General features: G+C 71.2%; 16 protein-coding genes. 12 read left to right on the top strand and 4 right to left on the bottom strand.

Features of this window, described 5'->3' with window-relative positions:
* Positions 1–22: 22 nt before the first annotated feature.
* Both PA27867_RS07835 and PA27867_RS07830 read left to right on the top strand, forming a co-directional pair.
* Positions 23–2,662, top strand: a complete 2,640-nt coding sequence (locus PA27867_RS07835; protein WP_084020872.1) for an ATP-dependent DNA ligase — start codon at positions 23–25, stop codon at positions 2,660–2,662.
* The gene (locus PA27867_RS07830) at positions 2,659–3,525 is read left to right on the top strand and encodes a DUF1295 domain-containing protein (protein ID WP_084020870.1); all 867 of its coding nucleotides are present in this window, start codon (positions 2,659–2,661) and stop codon (positions 3,523–3,525) included. The genes PA27867_RS07835 and PA27867_RS07830 overlap by 4 nt, the downstream gene beginning before the upstream one ends.
* On the opposite strand, the gene PA27867_RS07825 is transcribed toward PA27867_RS07830, so the two are convergent.
* A complete protein-coding gene (locus PA27867_RS07825) occupies positions 3,506–3,958 on the bottom strand; it encodes an NUDIX hydrolase (protein WP_335582791.1) in 453 nt (150 codons plus the stop codon). The two genes, PA27867_RS07830 and PA27867_RS07825, sit on opposite strands and share 20 nt — an antisense overlap.
* Before the next feature lie 111 nt (positions 3,959–4,069).
* On the opposite strand from PA27867_RS07825, the gene deoC reads away from it, so the two are divergent.
* Entirely contained in the window at positions 4,070–4,783 is a 714-nt protein-coding gene (deoC, locus tag PA27867_RS07820; RefSeq protein WP_066595043.1) for a deoxyribose-phosphate aldolase, read from the top strand.
* Positions 4,784–4,822: 39 nt separating this feature from the next.
* Here deoC and PA27867_RS07815 read toward each other — a convergent pair whose 3' ends face one another.
* Together PA27867_RS07815 and PA27867_RS21180 are read right to left on the bottom strand one after the other, a co-directional pair.
* Complete coding sequence (locus PA27867_RS07815; protein WP_236900875.1) at positions 4,823–5,350, bottom strand: adenine phosphoribosyltransferase; 528 nt, start codon at positions 5,348–5,350, stop codon at positions 4,823–4,825.
* A 22-nt stretch (positions 5,351–5,372) separates the two neighbouring features.
* Positions 5,373–6,032 carry a MarR family winged helix-turn-helix transcriptional regulator gene (locus tag PA27867_RS21180; RefSeq protein ID WP_066595041.1) on the bottom strand — a complete coding sequence of 220 codons (660 nt, stop codon included), beginning with the start codon at positions 6,030–6,032 and terminating at the stop codon, positions 5,373–5,375.
* A gap of 83 nt (positions 6,033–6,115) precedes the next feature.
* Between PA27867_RS21180 and idi the strand changes: the two genes are divergently transcribed.
* The 8 genes from idi to PA27867_RS07770 are packed head-to-tail and all read left to right on the top strand — an operon-like array spanning position 6,116 to position 12,229.
* Positions 6,116–6,667, top strand: coding sequence for an isopentenyl-diphosphate Delta-isomerase (gene idi / locus PA27867_RS07805; RefSeq protein ID WP_420480693.1), 552 nt, complete (start codon positions 6,116–6,118; stop codon positions 6,665–6,667).
* Complete coding sequence (locus PA27867_RS07800) at positions 6,660–7,706, top strand: polyprenyl synthetase family protein (RefSeq protein WP_167550829.1); 1,047 nt, start codon at positions 6,660–6,662, stop codon at positions 7,704–7,706. The genes idi and PA27867_RS07800 overlap by 8 nt, the downstream gene beginning before the upstream one ends.
* A complete protein-coding gene (locus PA27867_RS07795) occupies positions 7,703–8,611 on the top strand; it encodes a phytoene/squalene synthase family protein (protein ID WP_066595036.1) in 909 nt (302 codons plus the stop codon). The genes PA27867_RS07800 and PA27867_RS07795 overlap by 4 nt, the downstream gene beginning before the upstream one ends.
* Positions 8,608–10,227: a phytoene desaturase family protein gene (gene crtI, locus PA27867_RS07790; RefSeq protein ID WP_066595035.1), complete on the top strand. Its 1,620-nt coding sequence runs from the start codon at positions 8,608–8,610 to the stop codon at positions 10,225–10,227. Before PA27867_RS07795 ends, crtI begins: the two co-directional genes overlap by 4 nt.
* Before the next feature lie 7 nt (positions 10,228–10,234).
* Positions 10,235–10,561, top strand: coding sequence for a lycopene cyclase domain-containing protein (locus tag PA27867_RS07785; RefSeq protein ID WP_066595034.1), 327 nt, complete (start codon positions 10,235–10,237; stop codon positions 10,559–10,561).
* A complete protein-coding gene (locus PA27867_RS07780) occupies positions 10,558–10,908 on the top strand; it encodes a lycopene cyclase domain-containing protein (protein WP_066595032.1) in 351 nt (116 codons plus the stop codon). The genes PA27867_RS07785 and PA27867_RS07780 overlap by 4 nt, the downstream gene beginning before the upstream one ends.
* Positions 10,905–11,816, top strand: a complete 912-nt coding sequence (locus PA27867_RS07775; protein ID WP_066595030.1) for a prenyltransferase — start codon at positions 10,905–10,907, stop codon at positions 11,814–11,816. The genes PA27867_RS07780 and PA27867_RS07775 overlap by 4 nt, the downstream gene beginning before the upstream one ends.
* A gap of 44 nt (positions 11,817–11,860) precedes the next feature.
* Positions 11,861–12,229, top strand: coding sequence for an RNA-binding S4 domain-containing protein (locus tag PA27867_RS07770; protein WP_066595028.1), 369 nt, complete (start codon positions 11,861–11,863; stop codon positions 12,227–12,229).
* Here PA27867_RS07770 and PA27867_RS07765 read toward each other — a convergent pair.
* Positions 12,223–13,716 carry a lipase maturation factor family protein gene (locus PA27867_RS07765; protein ID WP_066595026.1) on the bottom strand — a complete coding sequence of 498 codons (1,494 nt, stop codon included), beginning with the start codon at positions 13,714–13,716 and terminating at the stop codon, positions 12,223–12,225. The genes PA27867_RS07770 and PA27867_RS07765 overlap by 7 nt on opposite strands.
* 143 nt (positions 13,717–13,859) lie before the next feature.
* Between PA27867_RS07765 and PA27867_RS07760 the strand changes: the two genes are divergently transcribed.
* Positions 13,860–14,930: a LacI family DNA-binding transcriptional regulator gene (locus tag PA27867_RS07760; RefSeq protein WP_066595024.1), complete on the top strand. Its 1,071-nt coding sequence runs from the start codon at positions 13,860–13,862 to the stop codon at positions 14,928–14,930.
* The last annotated feature ends 20 nt before the right edge of the window (positions 14,931–14,950 follow it).

Here is a 14,950-nt window from a genome sequence, read left to right as displayed (position 1 = left end):
CCGCCAGGAGCAAGCTGGCCTCATGGCACATGGCGCGGAGGTTGCGGGACACAACCCGGCGGACACCGCCGGGGCGCACCGCGAGGTCGTGACGGTGGGCGGCCGCCGGGTCACCCTCACCAATCTCGAGAAGGTGATGTATCCGGCCACCGGCACGACCAAGGCCGATGTCCTCGGCTATTACGCGGACGTGGCGGATGCGCTCATCCGGCACACGCGGGACCGGCCGGCCACGCGCAAGCGCTGGGTGCACGGTGTGGGCACCGCCGCCGAACCCGGCCAGGTGTTCTTCCAGAAGAATCTGGGCGACGGCACACCCGAGTGGGTGGAGCGCCGGGAGCTGGAGCACAAGGAGCGCAGCACCGTGTACCCGCTCGTGAACGACCTGGCCACCCTCACCTGGCTGGCGCAGATCGGCACCCTCGAGATCCATGTTCCGCAGTGGCGGTTCGATGCCCGGGGCGCGCAGAGCCCTCCGGACCGGTTGGTGCTCGACCTCGACCCCGGCGACGGGGTGGGTCTGGCGGAATGCGCCGAGGTGGCGCGCTGGGCTCGGGCGCTGCTGCTGGACATGGGCCTGGACGCCCGGCCCGTGACGAGCGGGAGCAAGGGCATCCACCTCTATGCGGCGTTGGACGGCCGGCACAGTTCGGAGCAGGTGAGCCAGGTGGCCAGGGAGCTGGCCCGGGCGCTGGAAGCCGACCATCCGGACGAGGTGCTCAGCGCGATGACCCGGTCGATGCGACCGGGCAAGGTCTTCGTGGACTGGAGCCAGAACAGCGCGGCCAAGACCACCATCGCGCCGTACAGCCTGCGCGGCCTGCTGCGGCCGTTCGTGGCGGCTCCGCGCACCTGGCGCGAGCTGGAGGCGCCGGGGCTGGAGCAGTTGGACTACCACCAGGTGCTCAAACGGCTCTCCCGGGCGCCGGACCCGCTGGCGGCCGTGGCCGACGCCGCCGACGCGCATGCCGGCGCCGCGGCGGGCCCGGTGCCGGCTTCCGGGGCCACCGCTGGGCCGGACGAGGACCGCCTGCACACCTACCGGAGCAAGCGGGACGCCCGGCGCACGCCCGAACCCATGCCGAAGAGCACGCCTGACGCCTCCCCGGCCGCCGGCGGAGCCGCCTTCGTGGTCCAGGAACACCATGCCAGGGCCCTGCACTTCGACCTGCGCCTGGAGCACGAGGGCGTGTTGGCCTCCTGGGCGCTGCCCAAGGGGGTGCCCACCGACCCCACCCACAACCACCTGGCCGTGCAGACCGAGGACCACCCGCTCGAGTACCTCGCGTTCGAGGGTGACATTCCGGCCGGGGAATACGGTGCAGGGACGATGTCGATCTGGGACCGGGGCGAATACAGCGCGGAGAAGTGGCGGGACGACGAGATCATCGTGACCCTGCACGGCAGTCCCGGCGGCCCGCTCGCGGCGGGTGGGGACGAGTCGGGGCGCACCTTCGCCCTCATCCGCACCGGGGGCGCCGGCTCCCGCAATTGGTTGATCCACCTCATGAAGTCCCGGCGCCCGCCGGCCGCGGAGACATCCGGCGCCGGCCAGGGCGGCTCTGCCCAGGAGGCCCGCGTCACCAGCGCCCCACTTCGCGCAGCGGCCTACTCCCCCATGCTCGCCCGGCCGGGCACCCTGCGCGACCTCTCGGCCGAGACCGACTGGGCGTACGAGATGAAATGGGACGGCATCCGCATGATCGCCACCGTCGGAGCGGGCGCCGACGGAGCCGTGCGTTTCCTCACCCGCAACGGCAACGACGTCACGGCCGCGTTCCCCGAACTCGTCGACGACCTGCGCGCGGCCCTGGCCGGCCGGGCCGCCGTGCTGGACGGCGAGGTGGTCGCGCTGGACCGTCACAACCGGCCCGACTTCTCCCTGTTGCAGACCCGGCTCGGGCTCACCGACCCGACCGACGTGCGCCGGGCCCGCCAGGGCGCACCGGTGCACTACTTCGTCTTCGACCTCCTCGAGCACGACTGGCGCCCCCTCGTCGAGCTGCCCTATGCCGAGCGCCGGCAGGCCCTTGAACGGTGGGTGCAGGGAACGGGCACCGTTCAGGTGCCGCCGGCGTTCGACGACCAGGATGCGGCCACGGTGCTGGCTACCAGCTCCCGGCTGGGCCTGGAGGGCATCATCGCCAAGGACACCCGCAGCGGTTACCTCGCCGGCCGCCGCGCCGACCGCTGGGTGAAGATCAAGCACGTGACCAGCCAGGAGGTCGTCATCGGCGGCTGGCGTCCCGGAGCCGGTCATCGCTCCTCGACCCTGGGCTCGCTCCTGGTGGGGATACCCGCGCCGGCCGGGCCCGAAACTGCCCCGGGCGCACCCCGGCGGCTGCTCTACGCGGGGCGCGTCGGCACGGGCTTCCGCGACCGGGACCTCACCGCTCTCCGACGGCGCCTCGACGAGCTTTCGACGGCGGACACCCCGTTCGAGGACGTGCCGGCGGCCGACGCGGCTGACGCCGTCTGGGTGCAGCCGGCCCTGGTCGGCGAGGTGGACTTCTCGGCCTGGACGCCGGCCGGCCGGCTGCGGCACCCCAGCTGGCGGGGGCTGCGGGCCGACAAGGACCCCGCCGATGTGGTGCGGGAAGAAGCCGTGCGGGAAGAAGCAGCGCTGGGGGCCGCCGTGGCCGAGGCGGGTGATTCCCGATGACCGAACCTGCCGCATCCGCCCTGCTCATCTGCCTGGTGATCGCGGGGCTGGCCGCGGCCGCCGCATGGCTGCTGTCGCTGGCCACCCGGGACTACTCCTGGGTCGACAGGGCCTGGTCCATCCTGCCGGCCGTCTATCTCTGGATCTTCGCCCTCGCCGCCGACCCGCCGGATGCGCGCCTGCTCGTCCTGGCGGCGCTGGGCACCCTGTGGGGCGTGCGGCTCACCCTGAACTTCGCGCGCAAAGGCGGCTACCGGCCCGGCGGCGAGGACTACCGTTGGGCCGAACTGCGCCGGCGGATGTCGCCGCGCCGCTTCGCCGTCGTCAACCTGGTCTTCATCTCGGTGACCCAGAACCTCCTACTGCTCATGATCGCCCTGCCCGGCTGGATCGTGCTGCAGCATCCGGGCCGGTTCGGCCTTCCTGAGCTCGCGGCGACGGCCCTGTTCCTGGCCTTCCTGGCCGGCGAGAGCGTGGCCGATCAGCAGCAGTGGCGGTTCCAGCAGGAGCGGCGCAGGCTCGCGGCCCAGGGCGCGGCGGATCCTGGCTTCCTGCGAAGCGGGCTGTTCCGCTTCTCCCGCCATCCGAACTACTTCTTCGAGATCGCCCAGTGGTGGACCGTCGCCGTTTTCGGCGCCCTCGCGGCGGGCACGCTCCTGCAGCCCGGCACGCTGGGGGCGGTGCTGCTGACCCTGCTCTTCGTCGGCTCGATCGCCCTCACCGAGAGCATCTCGGTGGCGCGGCATCCCGGCTATGCCGGCTACCGGCGCGAGGTGTGGCCCCTGGTGCCGTGGTTCCCCAGGCGCCCCGCAGACATCCGCGTGCCGGGGGCCGAGGACCCGTTCAGGCCAGACGCGCCCTGAGTGCGGGCCAGCTGGCGGCGAAGCCCGGATGCAGCGGCAGCAGGTCGACGTCGGCCGGCGGCACCCAGCGCAGCGCGATGCTCTCGGAGTCGCTGATGACCGCGTCGAAGGCCTCAAGGGCCTCCACCACCACTGTCGTGTAGGACCAGAATCCGAGGTCGACCACCGAGCTGAAGCTGAACCGGAGCAGGTGCGCCGGCACGCCGGCCTCTTCCCCGGCCTCCCGGATCGCGGCGTCGAGTGCGCTCTCGTTCTCGTGCCTGGCGCCTCCTGGGACACCCCAGGTATCACCGTGATGGCTCCACACGGCCCGGTGCTGCAGGAGTACTCCTCGCTCGGCGTGGTGCACGAGTAATCCGGCCGCGCCGTACCGACCCCAGAACCGGGAACCGTCCGGGCCGAAGACCCAGGCGTCCCCGCTGTGTGCACTCACGCTGCCGCTCATCGCTTAAGCATGCCGCACCGGCCGGGGCCCGTTCTGCCGGGCCGGGTAAGATCGAGCCCGGCGGCGACCTTCCCGCCCCTCCCAAAGGACTTGACGAGCATGACCTCTTCCACCCCCGCCAGCGCCCTCGACGCCGCAGCACTGGCCCGCTACATCGACCACACCCTGCTCAAGCCCGAAGCCACCCAGGCCGACGTGGCCGCCCTCATCGCCGAGGCCGTCGAGCTGGGCGTCTACTCCGTCTGCGTGTCGCCGTCGATGCTGCCGCTGACCCTGCCCGCGGATGCCGACCTCAAGGTCGCCGTGGTGTGCGGGTTCCCGAGCGGCAAGCACGCCAGCGCGATCAAGGCCGCGGAGGCCGCGCTGGCCGTGGCCCAGGGCACCGACGAGGTGGACATGGTCATCGACATCGGAGCCGCCAAGGCCGGCCGGTTCGACCTCGTCGAGGCCGACATCAGCGCCGTGCGCGCGGAGATCCCCGCACCCCTGGTGCTCAAGGTCATCATCGAGTCCGCCGCCCTCACCGACGATGAGATCGTGGGCGCCTGCCGGGCGGCCGTCGCCGCCGGCGCCGACTTCGTCAAGACTTCCACGGGCTTCCACCCTGCCGGCGGAGCGACCGTGCACGCCGTGCGCCTGATGGCGCACACCGTTGCCGGTGCCCTCGGCGTGAAGGCCTCCGGCGGGGTGCGCAGCAATGCCGACGCCCTCGCCATGATCGACGCCGGCGCCACGCGCCTGGGCGTCTCGGGCACGAGGGCCGTGCTCTCCGGCGCGGCTGTCGCCGCCCCGGCCAACCCCGCGGCCTACTAGGCGTCAGCCGAGCTGCCCCGGCGCGCCTTCCGCACCCGGCTAGAGCGAGATGATGGTGTGCACGGGCGTGTCGCCGATGCGGCTGCGGCCGTCGAGGTCCGCCAGCTCGAGCACCACGCCCACGCCCACCATGGTGTACCCGGCGCGCTCGATCAGGCGCGCCGTCGCCGCGACGGTGCCGCCCGTTGCGAGCACATCGTCCACGATGAGCACCCGGGAGCCGGCGGGCAGCTGGCCCACCTCGAGCTCGAGCCGGGCGGAGCCGTACTCCAGGTCGTACTCCTCGGCCAGGACCGTGCCGGGCAGCTTGCCGCCCTTGCGCACGGCGAGTACGGCGCATCCGGCGGCGTAGCCGATGCCGGCCGCGAGCAGGAAGCCGCGGGCCTCGATCCCGGCGACGGCGTCGAACTGGCCCCGGTAGCGCTCGGTCAGCTCGTCGATGATGGCCCGGAACGCCAGGGCATCCGCGAAGACCGGATTGAGGTCGCGGAACAGGATGCCGGGAAGCGGGAAGTCTGGGTAGGAGGCGAGGAGGGTGTGCACGTGCTGGGCTGCGGGAACAATCACGTCCTCCAGGGTACCGTCGCGGTCACGGCTGCCGCGGCGACTCCGGTGGGACGGAGGTCCCGGCCGCCGCCCTCTCGCCCTGCGGACGCTCAGGTGTGCGGTGCTCCCCCTCAGCGGTCTCGACCGCGCCCGCCTCGCCGTCTCTCGTCGGCTCCGTCTGCTCGGGCGGTTCATCCATGGCCCCGCTGAGCTCGTCGAGGAAACGCACCACCGCGTGCTGCTCCGACGGGCTGAGCTTCTCGGCGGCGGCCAGCATGCGCTGATGCGCCGAGCCGAGCGCCCGGCGCACCTCCTCGTGCGCGGCGCCGGTGGCGTGCAGCACCTGCGCCCGGCGGTCGCTGGGGTGCGGTTCCCGCCGCAACCGCCCGGCGGCCTCGAGCCTGGTGAGCAGTTTGGCCGTGGCGGCGGTGGAGATCCCCAGATGCCGGGTGAGATCCTTGGGCCCGATGGGTTCGCCGCGCTCCTCCGCCGCGATCAGGTGCCGCACGGCGACGAGGTCGGTGTCGTGCATGTCCATGCCCGACCGCACACGGTTGCGCATGGCGAGATCGGCGGCCCGGAACCGGCGGACGGCGCGCAGGACGTCCACGGCGCTCAAAGGAGCGCCGCCGGAGGCCGGGTACCAGAAGCCGCCCGAACGCTCGGCTTCAGATTGCCCGGCAGGTTGGGCGTCGGTGGGCATAGGCACCATGCTAGCCTCGAATATCGCTAACTCGGTTAGGTACTTTTTCAAGGTATCTTGGCTGCACGAGAGGGAGTCCCGTGATGCACACAGCAGAAAACACCATGGACCGGGTCGACGACTGGGTCGTTCTGCTCGACGAGGATGGCCTCGAGATCGGCACCGCGCCCAAGAGCAGCGTGCACGGCGCCGACACATCCCTGCATCTGGCATTCTCCTGCTACGTCTTCAACGAGCGCGGCGAGGTCCTCCTCACCCGCAGGGCGTTGGGCAAGAAGACCTGGCCCGGCGTCTGGACGAACTCCTTCTGCGGCCACCCGGCTCCGGCCGAGACTCTCACCGACGCCGTACACCGCCGCGCCGGATTCGAGCTCGGGCTGCAGATCGAGAACATCGAGCTCGCTCTCCCGCTGTTCCGCTACCGCGCCACCGACAGCAGCGGCATCGTCGAGAACGAGGTGTGCCCCGTGTACCTGGCCCGCGCCGTGGGCGACCCGACGGCCAACCCGGACGAGGTGATGGAGTTCACCTGGACCGACCCGGAGGTGCTGCGGCGCTCCGTCCTGGCCAGCCCCTTCGCGTTCAGCCCCTGGATGGTCCTGCAGATGCGTGAATTGGAGACCTTCGGTGCATGAGATCGCGACGCTGGGCGTCGAGACCGAGCTGCACCGTTTCTTCGCCGCTGCGCGGTTGCGCGCCAGCGACTACGGCGAGCACTACGTGGCGCTCTGGGATGCCCTCGACCTCGCCAGCCGCGGCGGCAAGCGGGTGCGCCCGGCACTGGTCCTGGCCGCCTACGACGGTTTCGGCGGCACCGACCACACCCTGTCCACCCCCGTGGCGGTCAGTTTCGAACTGCTGCACACCGCGTTCCTGATCCACGACGACGTGATCGACCGTGACCTCTCCCGCCGCGGCATGGCCAACATCGCCGGCCGGTTCACCGAACGCGCGATCGCGCACGGTGCGGGGACCGGCCAGGCCGAGGCCTGGGCCGCGACCGCCGCCATTCTGGCCGGCGACCTGGCCCTGAGCGAGGCCCACCGCGCCCTCGCCCTGCTCCCGGTGGAGACCACCATGCGCGCCCGCCTGCTCGACCTCCTCGATCGGGCCGTGTTCGTGTCGGCCGCGGGCGAGCTGGCGGATGTGACCAACACAGTCAGCCCGGTACCGCTCACGATCGAGCAGGTCATCGCCACCCTCGAGCACAAGACGGCGATCTACTCGTTCGAGGCCCCGTTGCAGGCCGGCGCCGTGCTGGCCGGCGCACCGGAGGAGGCCATCGACGCCCTGGGCCGGTTCGGCCGACTGATCGGCGTGGCCTTCCAGCTCACCGACGACCTGCTCGGTGTGTTCGGCGACGCGGACACCACCGGAAAGAGCGTGCTCGCCGACCTGCGGGAGGGCAAGCAGACCGCCCTGATCGCCCACGCCGGCGCCACCGACCGGTGGCCGCTGATCGCGCCGTTCCTGGGCAAGGACGATCTGACCGAACCCGAGGCCGAGTCCGTGCGCACGCATCTGCGCGAGTGCGGAGCCCTAGACACCGCGGATGCCCTGGCCCGCGAATACGCCGGCCGCGCCGTGGAGTCCCTCGCCGTGCCCCTCATGCCCGAAGACCTGCGCACCACCCTGACCCAGCTGGCGCGCAGCGCCGTGACCCGCCGCAAATGAGCCGCGACACCGCGGGGCCCCAAACCAGCGCCCTACCCACCACTCTCGGCACCTACAACGCCGCCGCCCTCGCCAGTTCCGCCACGGTGATCGGGCACTACTCGACGTCGTTCGGACTCGCCGCCCGCCTCCTGGCCCCCGGTGTGCGGGAGGATGTGCGCACCATCTACGCTCTCGTGCGGATCGCCGACGAGATCGTCGACGGCGCCGCAGCCGAGGCCGGCATCGACCTGGCCGGTCAGCGCGAGCTGCTGGACGACCTGGAGCAGGAGACCGAGCGGGCCATGACCCGGGGCTTCAGTACCAACCTGGTGGTGCATGCGTTCGCTCTCACCGCCCGCCGGGTGGGGATCGAGCCCGCGCTCACCCGCCCGTTCTTCGCGTCGATGCGCCGCGACCTCGACCCGGCGCCCTTCACAGCCGCGAGCGTCGCGGAATACATCTACGGCTCGGCTGAGGTCGTGGGGCTGATGTGCCTGCAGAGCTTCCTGCAGGACTCCCCCCGCACGCCCGCTGAGCGGGCCGAGCTGGTCCACGGTGCCCGCAGCCTCGGCGCGGCCTTCCAGAAGGTCAACTTCCTCCGCGACCTGGCCGCCGACCGCGACGCGCTCGGCCGGAACTACTTCCCCGGAATCGACCTGGCCCGGCTCACCGACCCGCAGAAAGACCTGCTGCTCGACGACATGGACGCCGACCTCGAGGCCGCCGAGCGGGTCCTGCCTTTGCTGCCGACCGGCAGCCGACGCGCCGTGACGGCCGCCCACCACCTGTTCGCCAGGCTGTCTGCGAGACTGCGGGAGACCCCCGCCCACGAATTGATGAGCACCCGCGTGCGTGTGCCGGATCCGGAGAAACTGATGATCGCCCTGTCGTCCTCGCTCGGCCCGCAGGCGTGGCGCCGATGAGCCGCCCCGCCGCACCCACCCGCACCGTCGTGATCGGCGGCGGCATCGCCGGGCTGGCCAGCGCCGCCCTGCTGGCCAGGGAGGGCCACGAGGTCACGCTGCTCGAGGCGCACGACACCCTCGGCGGCCGGGCCGGATTCTGGGAGGCCGACGGGTTCAGGTTCGAGACCGGGCCGTCCTGGTATCTCATGCCGCAGGTGTTCGAGCACTTCTACCGCCTGATGGGCACGAGCGCGGCCGAACAGCTCGAGCTCACCCGCCTCGACCCCGGCTACCGGGTCTACTTCGAGTCCGACGCAGATCCCGTGGACGTGCGCGCCGACCGTGCAGACAACATCCGGCTCTTCGAGAGCCTCGAGCCCGGCGCCGGAACCCGGCTGGAAAGATACCTCGCCTCGGCGCGGGAGACCTACGACATGGCGGTGGACAGGTTCCTGTACACCAGCTTCGCCTCATTCAAGCCCCTGCTGGTGCGCGACGTGCTCTCCCGGATGGGTCGGCTCGGCCGGCTGCTGCTGCAGCCCCTGGACAAGTTCGTGGCCGGCTACTTCCGCGACCCCAGGATCCGGCAGATCCTCGGCTACCCCGCCGTGTTCCTCGGCTCCTCGCCCGACCGCACCCCGTCGATGTACCACCTGATGAGCCACCTCGACCTGGCCGACGGCGTGCTGTACCCGCAGGGCGGTTTCACCCGCCTGATCGACAGCATCGCCGACCTCGCCCGCGCCCAGGGCGTCACGATCGAGACCGGCGCCCGGGTGCAGGCGATCCGTTCGGGCGCCACCCCGGCCGGCCGTTCTGCCAAGGCCGCCGTCGAGGGCGTGCGCTACACTACTGCGGCCGGAGCGACCGTGACGCTGGATGCCGACATCGTCGTCTCCGCCGCCGACCTGCACCACACCGAGACCGAACTCGTGGAGCCGGCCAAGCAGACCTACCCCGAGCGCTGGTGGCAGAAGCGCACCTCGGGCCCCGGCGCGGTGCTCGTGTTGCTCGGCGTGACGGGTGATCTGCCCAAGCTCACCCACCACACCCTGTTCTTCACGAAGGACTGGGCCGACAACTTCGACCGTATCTTCGGTGCAGTGACCTCGGTGCCGAACCCCGCCTCGTTCTACGCCTGCATGCCCAGCGCCACCGACCCCGGGGTCGCCCCGGACGGCGCCAGCAACCTGTTCCTGCTCATCCCCGTGCCCGCCGACACGGGCCTCGGCCACGGCGGTGTCAACGGCGCCGGCTCCGACACCGTGGAGGGCATCGCGGACGCCGCGATCGGCCAGCTCGCCGAGTGGGCCGGCATCCCCGACCTGGCCGAGCGCATCGTGGTGCGCCGCACGATCGGCCCGGCCGACTTCGCCGACGACCTCAACTCCTGGAAGGGCGGGGCACTGGGCCCGGCGCACACGCTCAAGCAGAGCGCGTTCTTCCGCGGCACCAATGTGTCCAAGCACATCGACGGCCTCTACTATGCCGGCGGCAGCACCATCCCGGGCATCGGCCTACCGATGTGCCTGATCAGCGCCGAGATCCTGCTCAAGCGCATCCGCGGTGACGTGAGCACAGGTCCGCTGCCCGAGCCCCTGCCGAGCGGTCCGGCCGGCGCCAGGGTGCGGTGACACCTCGATGCCGGGTGTGCTCTACCTGCTGGCCCTGCTCGTCTCACTGACCGGCATGGTCGTGCTCGACCGGAGGTTCGGGCTGTTCTTCTGGCGCGCGCCCGTTGTGGCGGCCGCCGTTCTGGCGATCGGGGTCGCCTTCTTCCTGGCCTGGGACCTCTGGGGCATCGGCGCCGGTATCTTCTACCGCGGCGAGACCGACTTCATGACCGGGCTGCAGCTGGCGCCCGAGCTGCCCGTCGAAGAGGTCTTCTTCCTGACCTTCCTCTGCTACCTGTTCATGAACGCGCTGCAGGGCGTGCGGATGCTGCTGGAAACGAGGCACACCCCGTGACCTACACCCTGCTCAATATCGTCTTCCTCGGCCTCGCCGTCGTCGTGGCCGCCGCGGCGTACCTGCGCCGGCCGGGGTACCGCCGAATGCTCCCGGCGGCGGGACTCGCCCTGGTGGCCGTGCTCCTGCTCACCGCGGTGTTCGATAACATCATGATCGGAGTGGGACTGGTCGACTACGACCCGGCCCTGATCTCCGGATTCTTCGTGGGGATCGCTCCCCTGGAGGACTTCGCCTATCCCGTGGCGGCGGCGCTCCTGCTGCCCGCGGCCTGGTCGCTGCTCGGCGGTGACACCCGGCGGAGCCCGAGGGGCCGGAGTTCGTCACGATCGGAAGGCAGACAATGACCGAATCGGTACCCCGGCCGCGACCGGCCACAGGCCTCGGCCACACCGTGCGCCAGGTGCTGCTCTCGTCGCGCCCGCTCAGCTGGATCAACACAGCGTTTCCCTTCGCGGCCGCCTACATCGTCAGCACCGGACGCGTCGACGCCCTGCTCGTGGTGGGCACCCTGTTCTTCCTCATTCCGTACAACCTGCTCATGTACGGCATCAACGACGTCTTCGACTACGAGTCCGACCTGCGCAACCCCCGGAAGGGCGGCGTGGAGGGGGCGATGCTCGACCGGAGCCTGCACCGTACGGTGTTGGTCTCCGGCGTCGCCACGGCCCTGCCGGTGCTGCTCGCCATGGTGCTGCTCGCCGGCGTGAACCCCTGGTCGTGGGTGGTGCTTGCGCTCAGCCTGTTCGCGGTGGTGGCCTACTCGGCCCCCGGCCTGCGGTTCAAGGAACGCCCGGTGCTGGACTCGGTGACCTCGAGCATCCACTTCGTGAGCCCGGCCGTGTACGGGCTCGCCGTGGCCGGGGCCCTGATCACCCCCGACCTCGTGGCGCTGCTCACGGCGTTCTTCTTCTGGGGTATCGCCAGCCACGCCTTCGGCGCCGTGCAGGATGTCGAACCCGACCGCCAGGGCGGCATCAGTTCGATCGCTACGGCCTTCGGCGCCGCCCAGACCGTGCGCCTGGCGATCGTCTTCTGGATGCTGGCGGGCCTGCTGATGCTCGTGACGGACTGGCCGGGTCCGCTCGCTGCACTGCTCGTGATTCCATACGTGCTCGCCGCCTGGCCGTACCGGTCGATCAGCGACGCCGATTCCGAACGGGCCAACAACGGCTGGAAGCGGTTCCTCCGGTTGAACTTCTTCACGGGGTTCCTGGTGACCATGCTGCTGATCGTCTGGGTCGTGGTGCGCTGAGCCGGCGTCATCGTCTGACCGCTGCCGCCGCGTAGAGTCGAGGCATGGAACTGCAGAGCGCCCGCGTCGACAGCTGGGCCTGGGCGGTGCGGATGCACAAGACCCGCTCCCAGGCCACCGCGGCCTGCCGGGCCGGGCACGTGCGGGTGAACGGCGAGCGGGCCAAGTCCGCTCAGGCGGTCAAACCGGGCGACGAGGTGCGCATCAGATCCAACGGGTTCGACCGGGTGCTCGTGGTGTCGCGGATCATCGTCAAGCGCGTGGGGCCGAGCGTGGCCGCGGAGTGCTTCGTGGACAACACCCCGCCTCCGCCGCCCCGCGAGGAGGTGGCCCTGGTGCCGATGCGCGACCGCGGCGCCGGCCGGCCCACCAAGCGCGAGCGCCGGGACATCGAGGAGCTGCGCGGCTACTGACCGCCAGCCTGCGGCGGCGGCGAGGCTGGGGGCGGAGCCTGGGGCGGCAGGGTCACCGGCGGCACCAGCACGCCGGCCTCCGTGCGCACCCACCACACGTGCCCGGCACGGCGCTCGGCCGGGGTGCTGAACCGGTAGCGGAACACCCGCGCCCGCACGAAGCGCGGCGGCCCGTCCGGGAACGGGTTGCCGGCCAGGAGGCGCAGGGTGGCCCGGTCTCCCTCCAGCAGCCGGGCCAGGAAGACCTCGAACCAGCGGGTGTCGCGCGCCCCCAAGGCCAGGAACCACATCAGCCAGTCCAAGCGCAGGTGGTACGGGGCGAACTGCCCGGGGATCCGGCCGACGGCGCCTGGCTTGCCGCGGAACTCGTAGGCCAGCCACCCGTCCTCGGTGCGGGGATCCTCGTCAGCGCTGCCCTCGACCACCACCTCGAAGCGTTCCTTGGTGACCGTGCCGAAGGCCCCGTAGGCGTTCACCAGGTGGAGGGGATTGAAGCTGGCGTTCATGAGCTGCCGCCGCCGGAGCAGGTTGCGGGCGGGCCAATAGCTGAGCACCAACAGCAGGGCCGTCACGGCCAGCACCACCACGACGAACCACACCGGCTGCTCTCCTGGCGCCTCCAGCGGTGCGGGGTCCCGCAGGGCCGGTGCGACCCATCCGCCGAGCCAGCGGAAGGACGCGTCGTCGACGGCGGATGCGGCCAGCACTATCGTGATCCAGTTCAGCCAGGCGAAATTGCCGGTGAGCACCAGCCAGAGCTGGCTGAGCACGATGATGCCCGCGGCGATAGACGCCACGGGCTGCGGGGCGAAGAGCAGGAACGGCAGCACCAGCTGAACGGCGTGGTTGCCCAGCACCTCCCCGCGGTGGAACCGCCGGGGCAGGTGGTGCACGAACCAGCTGATCGGATTGGGCATCGGCTGGGTCTCGTGGTGGTAGAACAGCGCGGTGAGGTCCCGCCACTCCCGGCCTCCGCGGATCTTGATCAGCCCGGCGCCGAACTCGAGCCGGAACACCAGCCAGCGCAGGAAGAGCAGGATCGGCAGCGGGGTGGCCACGGCGTCGGAGCCGAGGAACGCGACGATGAAGCCTGCTTCGACCAGGAGGCTCTCCCAGCCGAAGGCGTAGAACGTCTGCCCCACGTTGACGATGGACAGGTAGGCCCCGAAGAGCACCAGGAACACGAGCATCGGCAGCCAGGCCGGACCGGCCTGCGGCAGGCCGAGGAGCACCGACGCGGCCAGCAGGACGCACCCCCAGGCGACCAGGCGCAGCAACCTGTCCGAGTACCGCCACTGGAACAGGCTGGGCGCCCGGCGCATGCTCACCACCTGGGTGAACCGGCGCACGGGCAGGAGGCCGTTGTCGCCCAACAGGGCCGGGAACTGGGCGAGCGCAGAGACGAACGCGATCAGGAAGATCGCGGCGATCCCCCGCTGCAGCACCTCGCGGGCGATGTCGTAGTCGCCGGTCCCGAACCACTCCATGGTGCTGCCCACCCTAGGCGCACCCGTGCTGCCCAACAAGGAGACCCTTGACGCCACCGGCTAAACCGGTATAGGTTGACTCTAAACCGGTTCAGCACAGCATCCCCGCCGAACCGGGAACGCCATCAACGAGGAGGCCCCGCATGGATTCCCACCCGGATTCCAGCACACCCGACGCATCAGCGTCGAAGGACGCGGCCAAGGTGACCATCGCCGACGTCGCCCGTCAGGCCGGGGTCAGCAAGGGGCTGGTGTCGTTCGCCCTCAACGACCGACCGGGAGTCTCCGCCGAAACGCGGGCCCGGATCCTCTCCGTCGCCGGCCTGCTCGGCTGGACGCCGTCGCTCCGGGCCCGTTCGCTTTCCTCCCAGCGGTCGTTCGCCCTCGGCCTGGTCATCGCCAGGGACCCCGAGGTCCTCGGCTCCGACCCCTTCTTCACCTCGTTCATCGCCGGGGTCGAGACCATCCTCGCCCCCGAAGGACTGGCCCTGGTGCTCAGCGTCGTCCCCGACGAGAAGACCGAGCTGGCCACCTACCGCACCCTAGTCGCCGACGGCCGGGTTGACGGCGTCTTCCTCAGCGACCTCCGCCGGGACGATGCACGCATCCCCTGCCTGACCGAGCTGGGCCTGCCGACCGTGACTCTGGGCCGCCCGGACCAGCCGAGCCCGTTTCCCGCGGTCTCCATCGACGACACCCAGGGCATCGCCGAGTCGGTGCGGCACCTCAGCTCCCTCGGCCACCGTCGCATCGCCCATGTCGCCGGCAGCGCGGCCATGCTGCACGGGCGCCGGCGGCGGGATGCGTTCACCCAGGCCATGCAGGCCGCCGGGCTGGGCCAGGGCCAGGTCGTCGAAACCGACTTCTCGATCGCGGCCGGCGCGGATGCCACCCGGCGGCTGCTGCGCCAGGCCGAACCGCCCACCGCCATCGTCTTCGCCAACGACCCGATGGCCATTGCCGGAATCGGTGTGGCCCAGGAGCTCGGCGTGCGGGTCCCCGACGACCTGTCCATCACCGGCTTCGACGACATCGAGTTCGCCCGGTACGTCTACCCGGCCCTGACCACCGTCGGCGCCACCCCCATGGTCTGGGGCCGAGCCGCTGCGAGCACTCTGCTCGGCCTGATCCGGACCGGGAGCGCCGAGGATGTCGAGCTGCCCGCTGCCCGCCTGATCGTGCGGGGATCGGCATCCGCCCCACCGCCCTACTAGGGACGTGTCCCGCCGGACAT

This window comes from Cryobacterium arcticum (genome assembly GCF_001679725.1).
GTDB classification, from domain to species: Bacteria; Actinomycetota; Actinomycetes; order Actinomycetales; family Microbacteriaceae; genus Cryobacterium; species Cryobacterium arcticum_A.
The sequence above is the reverse complement of the archived record's forward strand: the minus strand, read 5'-3'. Positions and strand labels throughout refer to the sequence as shown.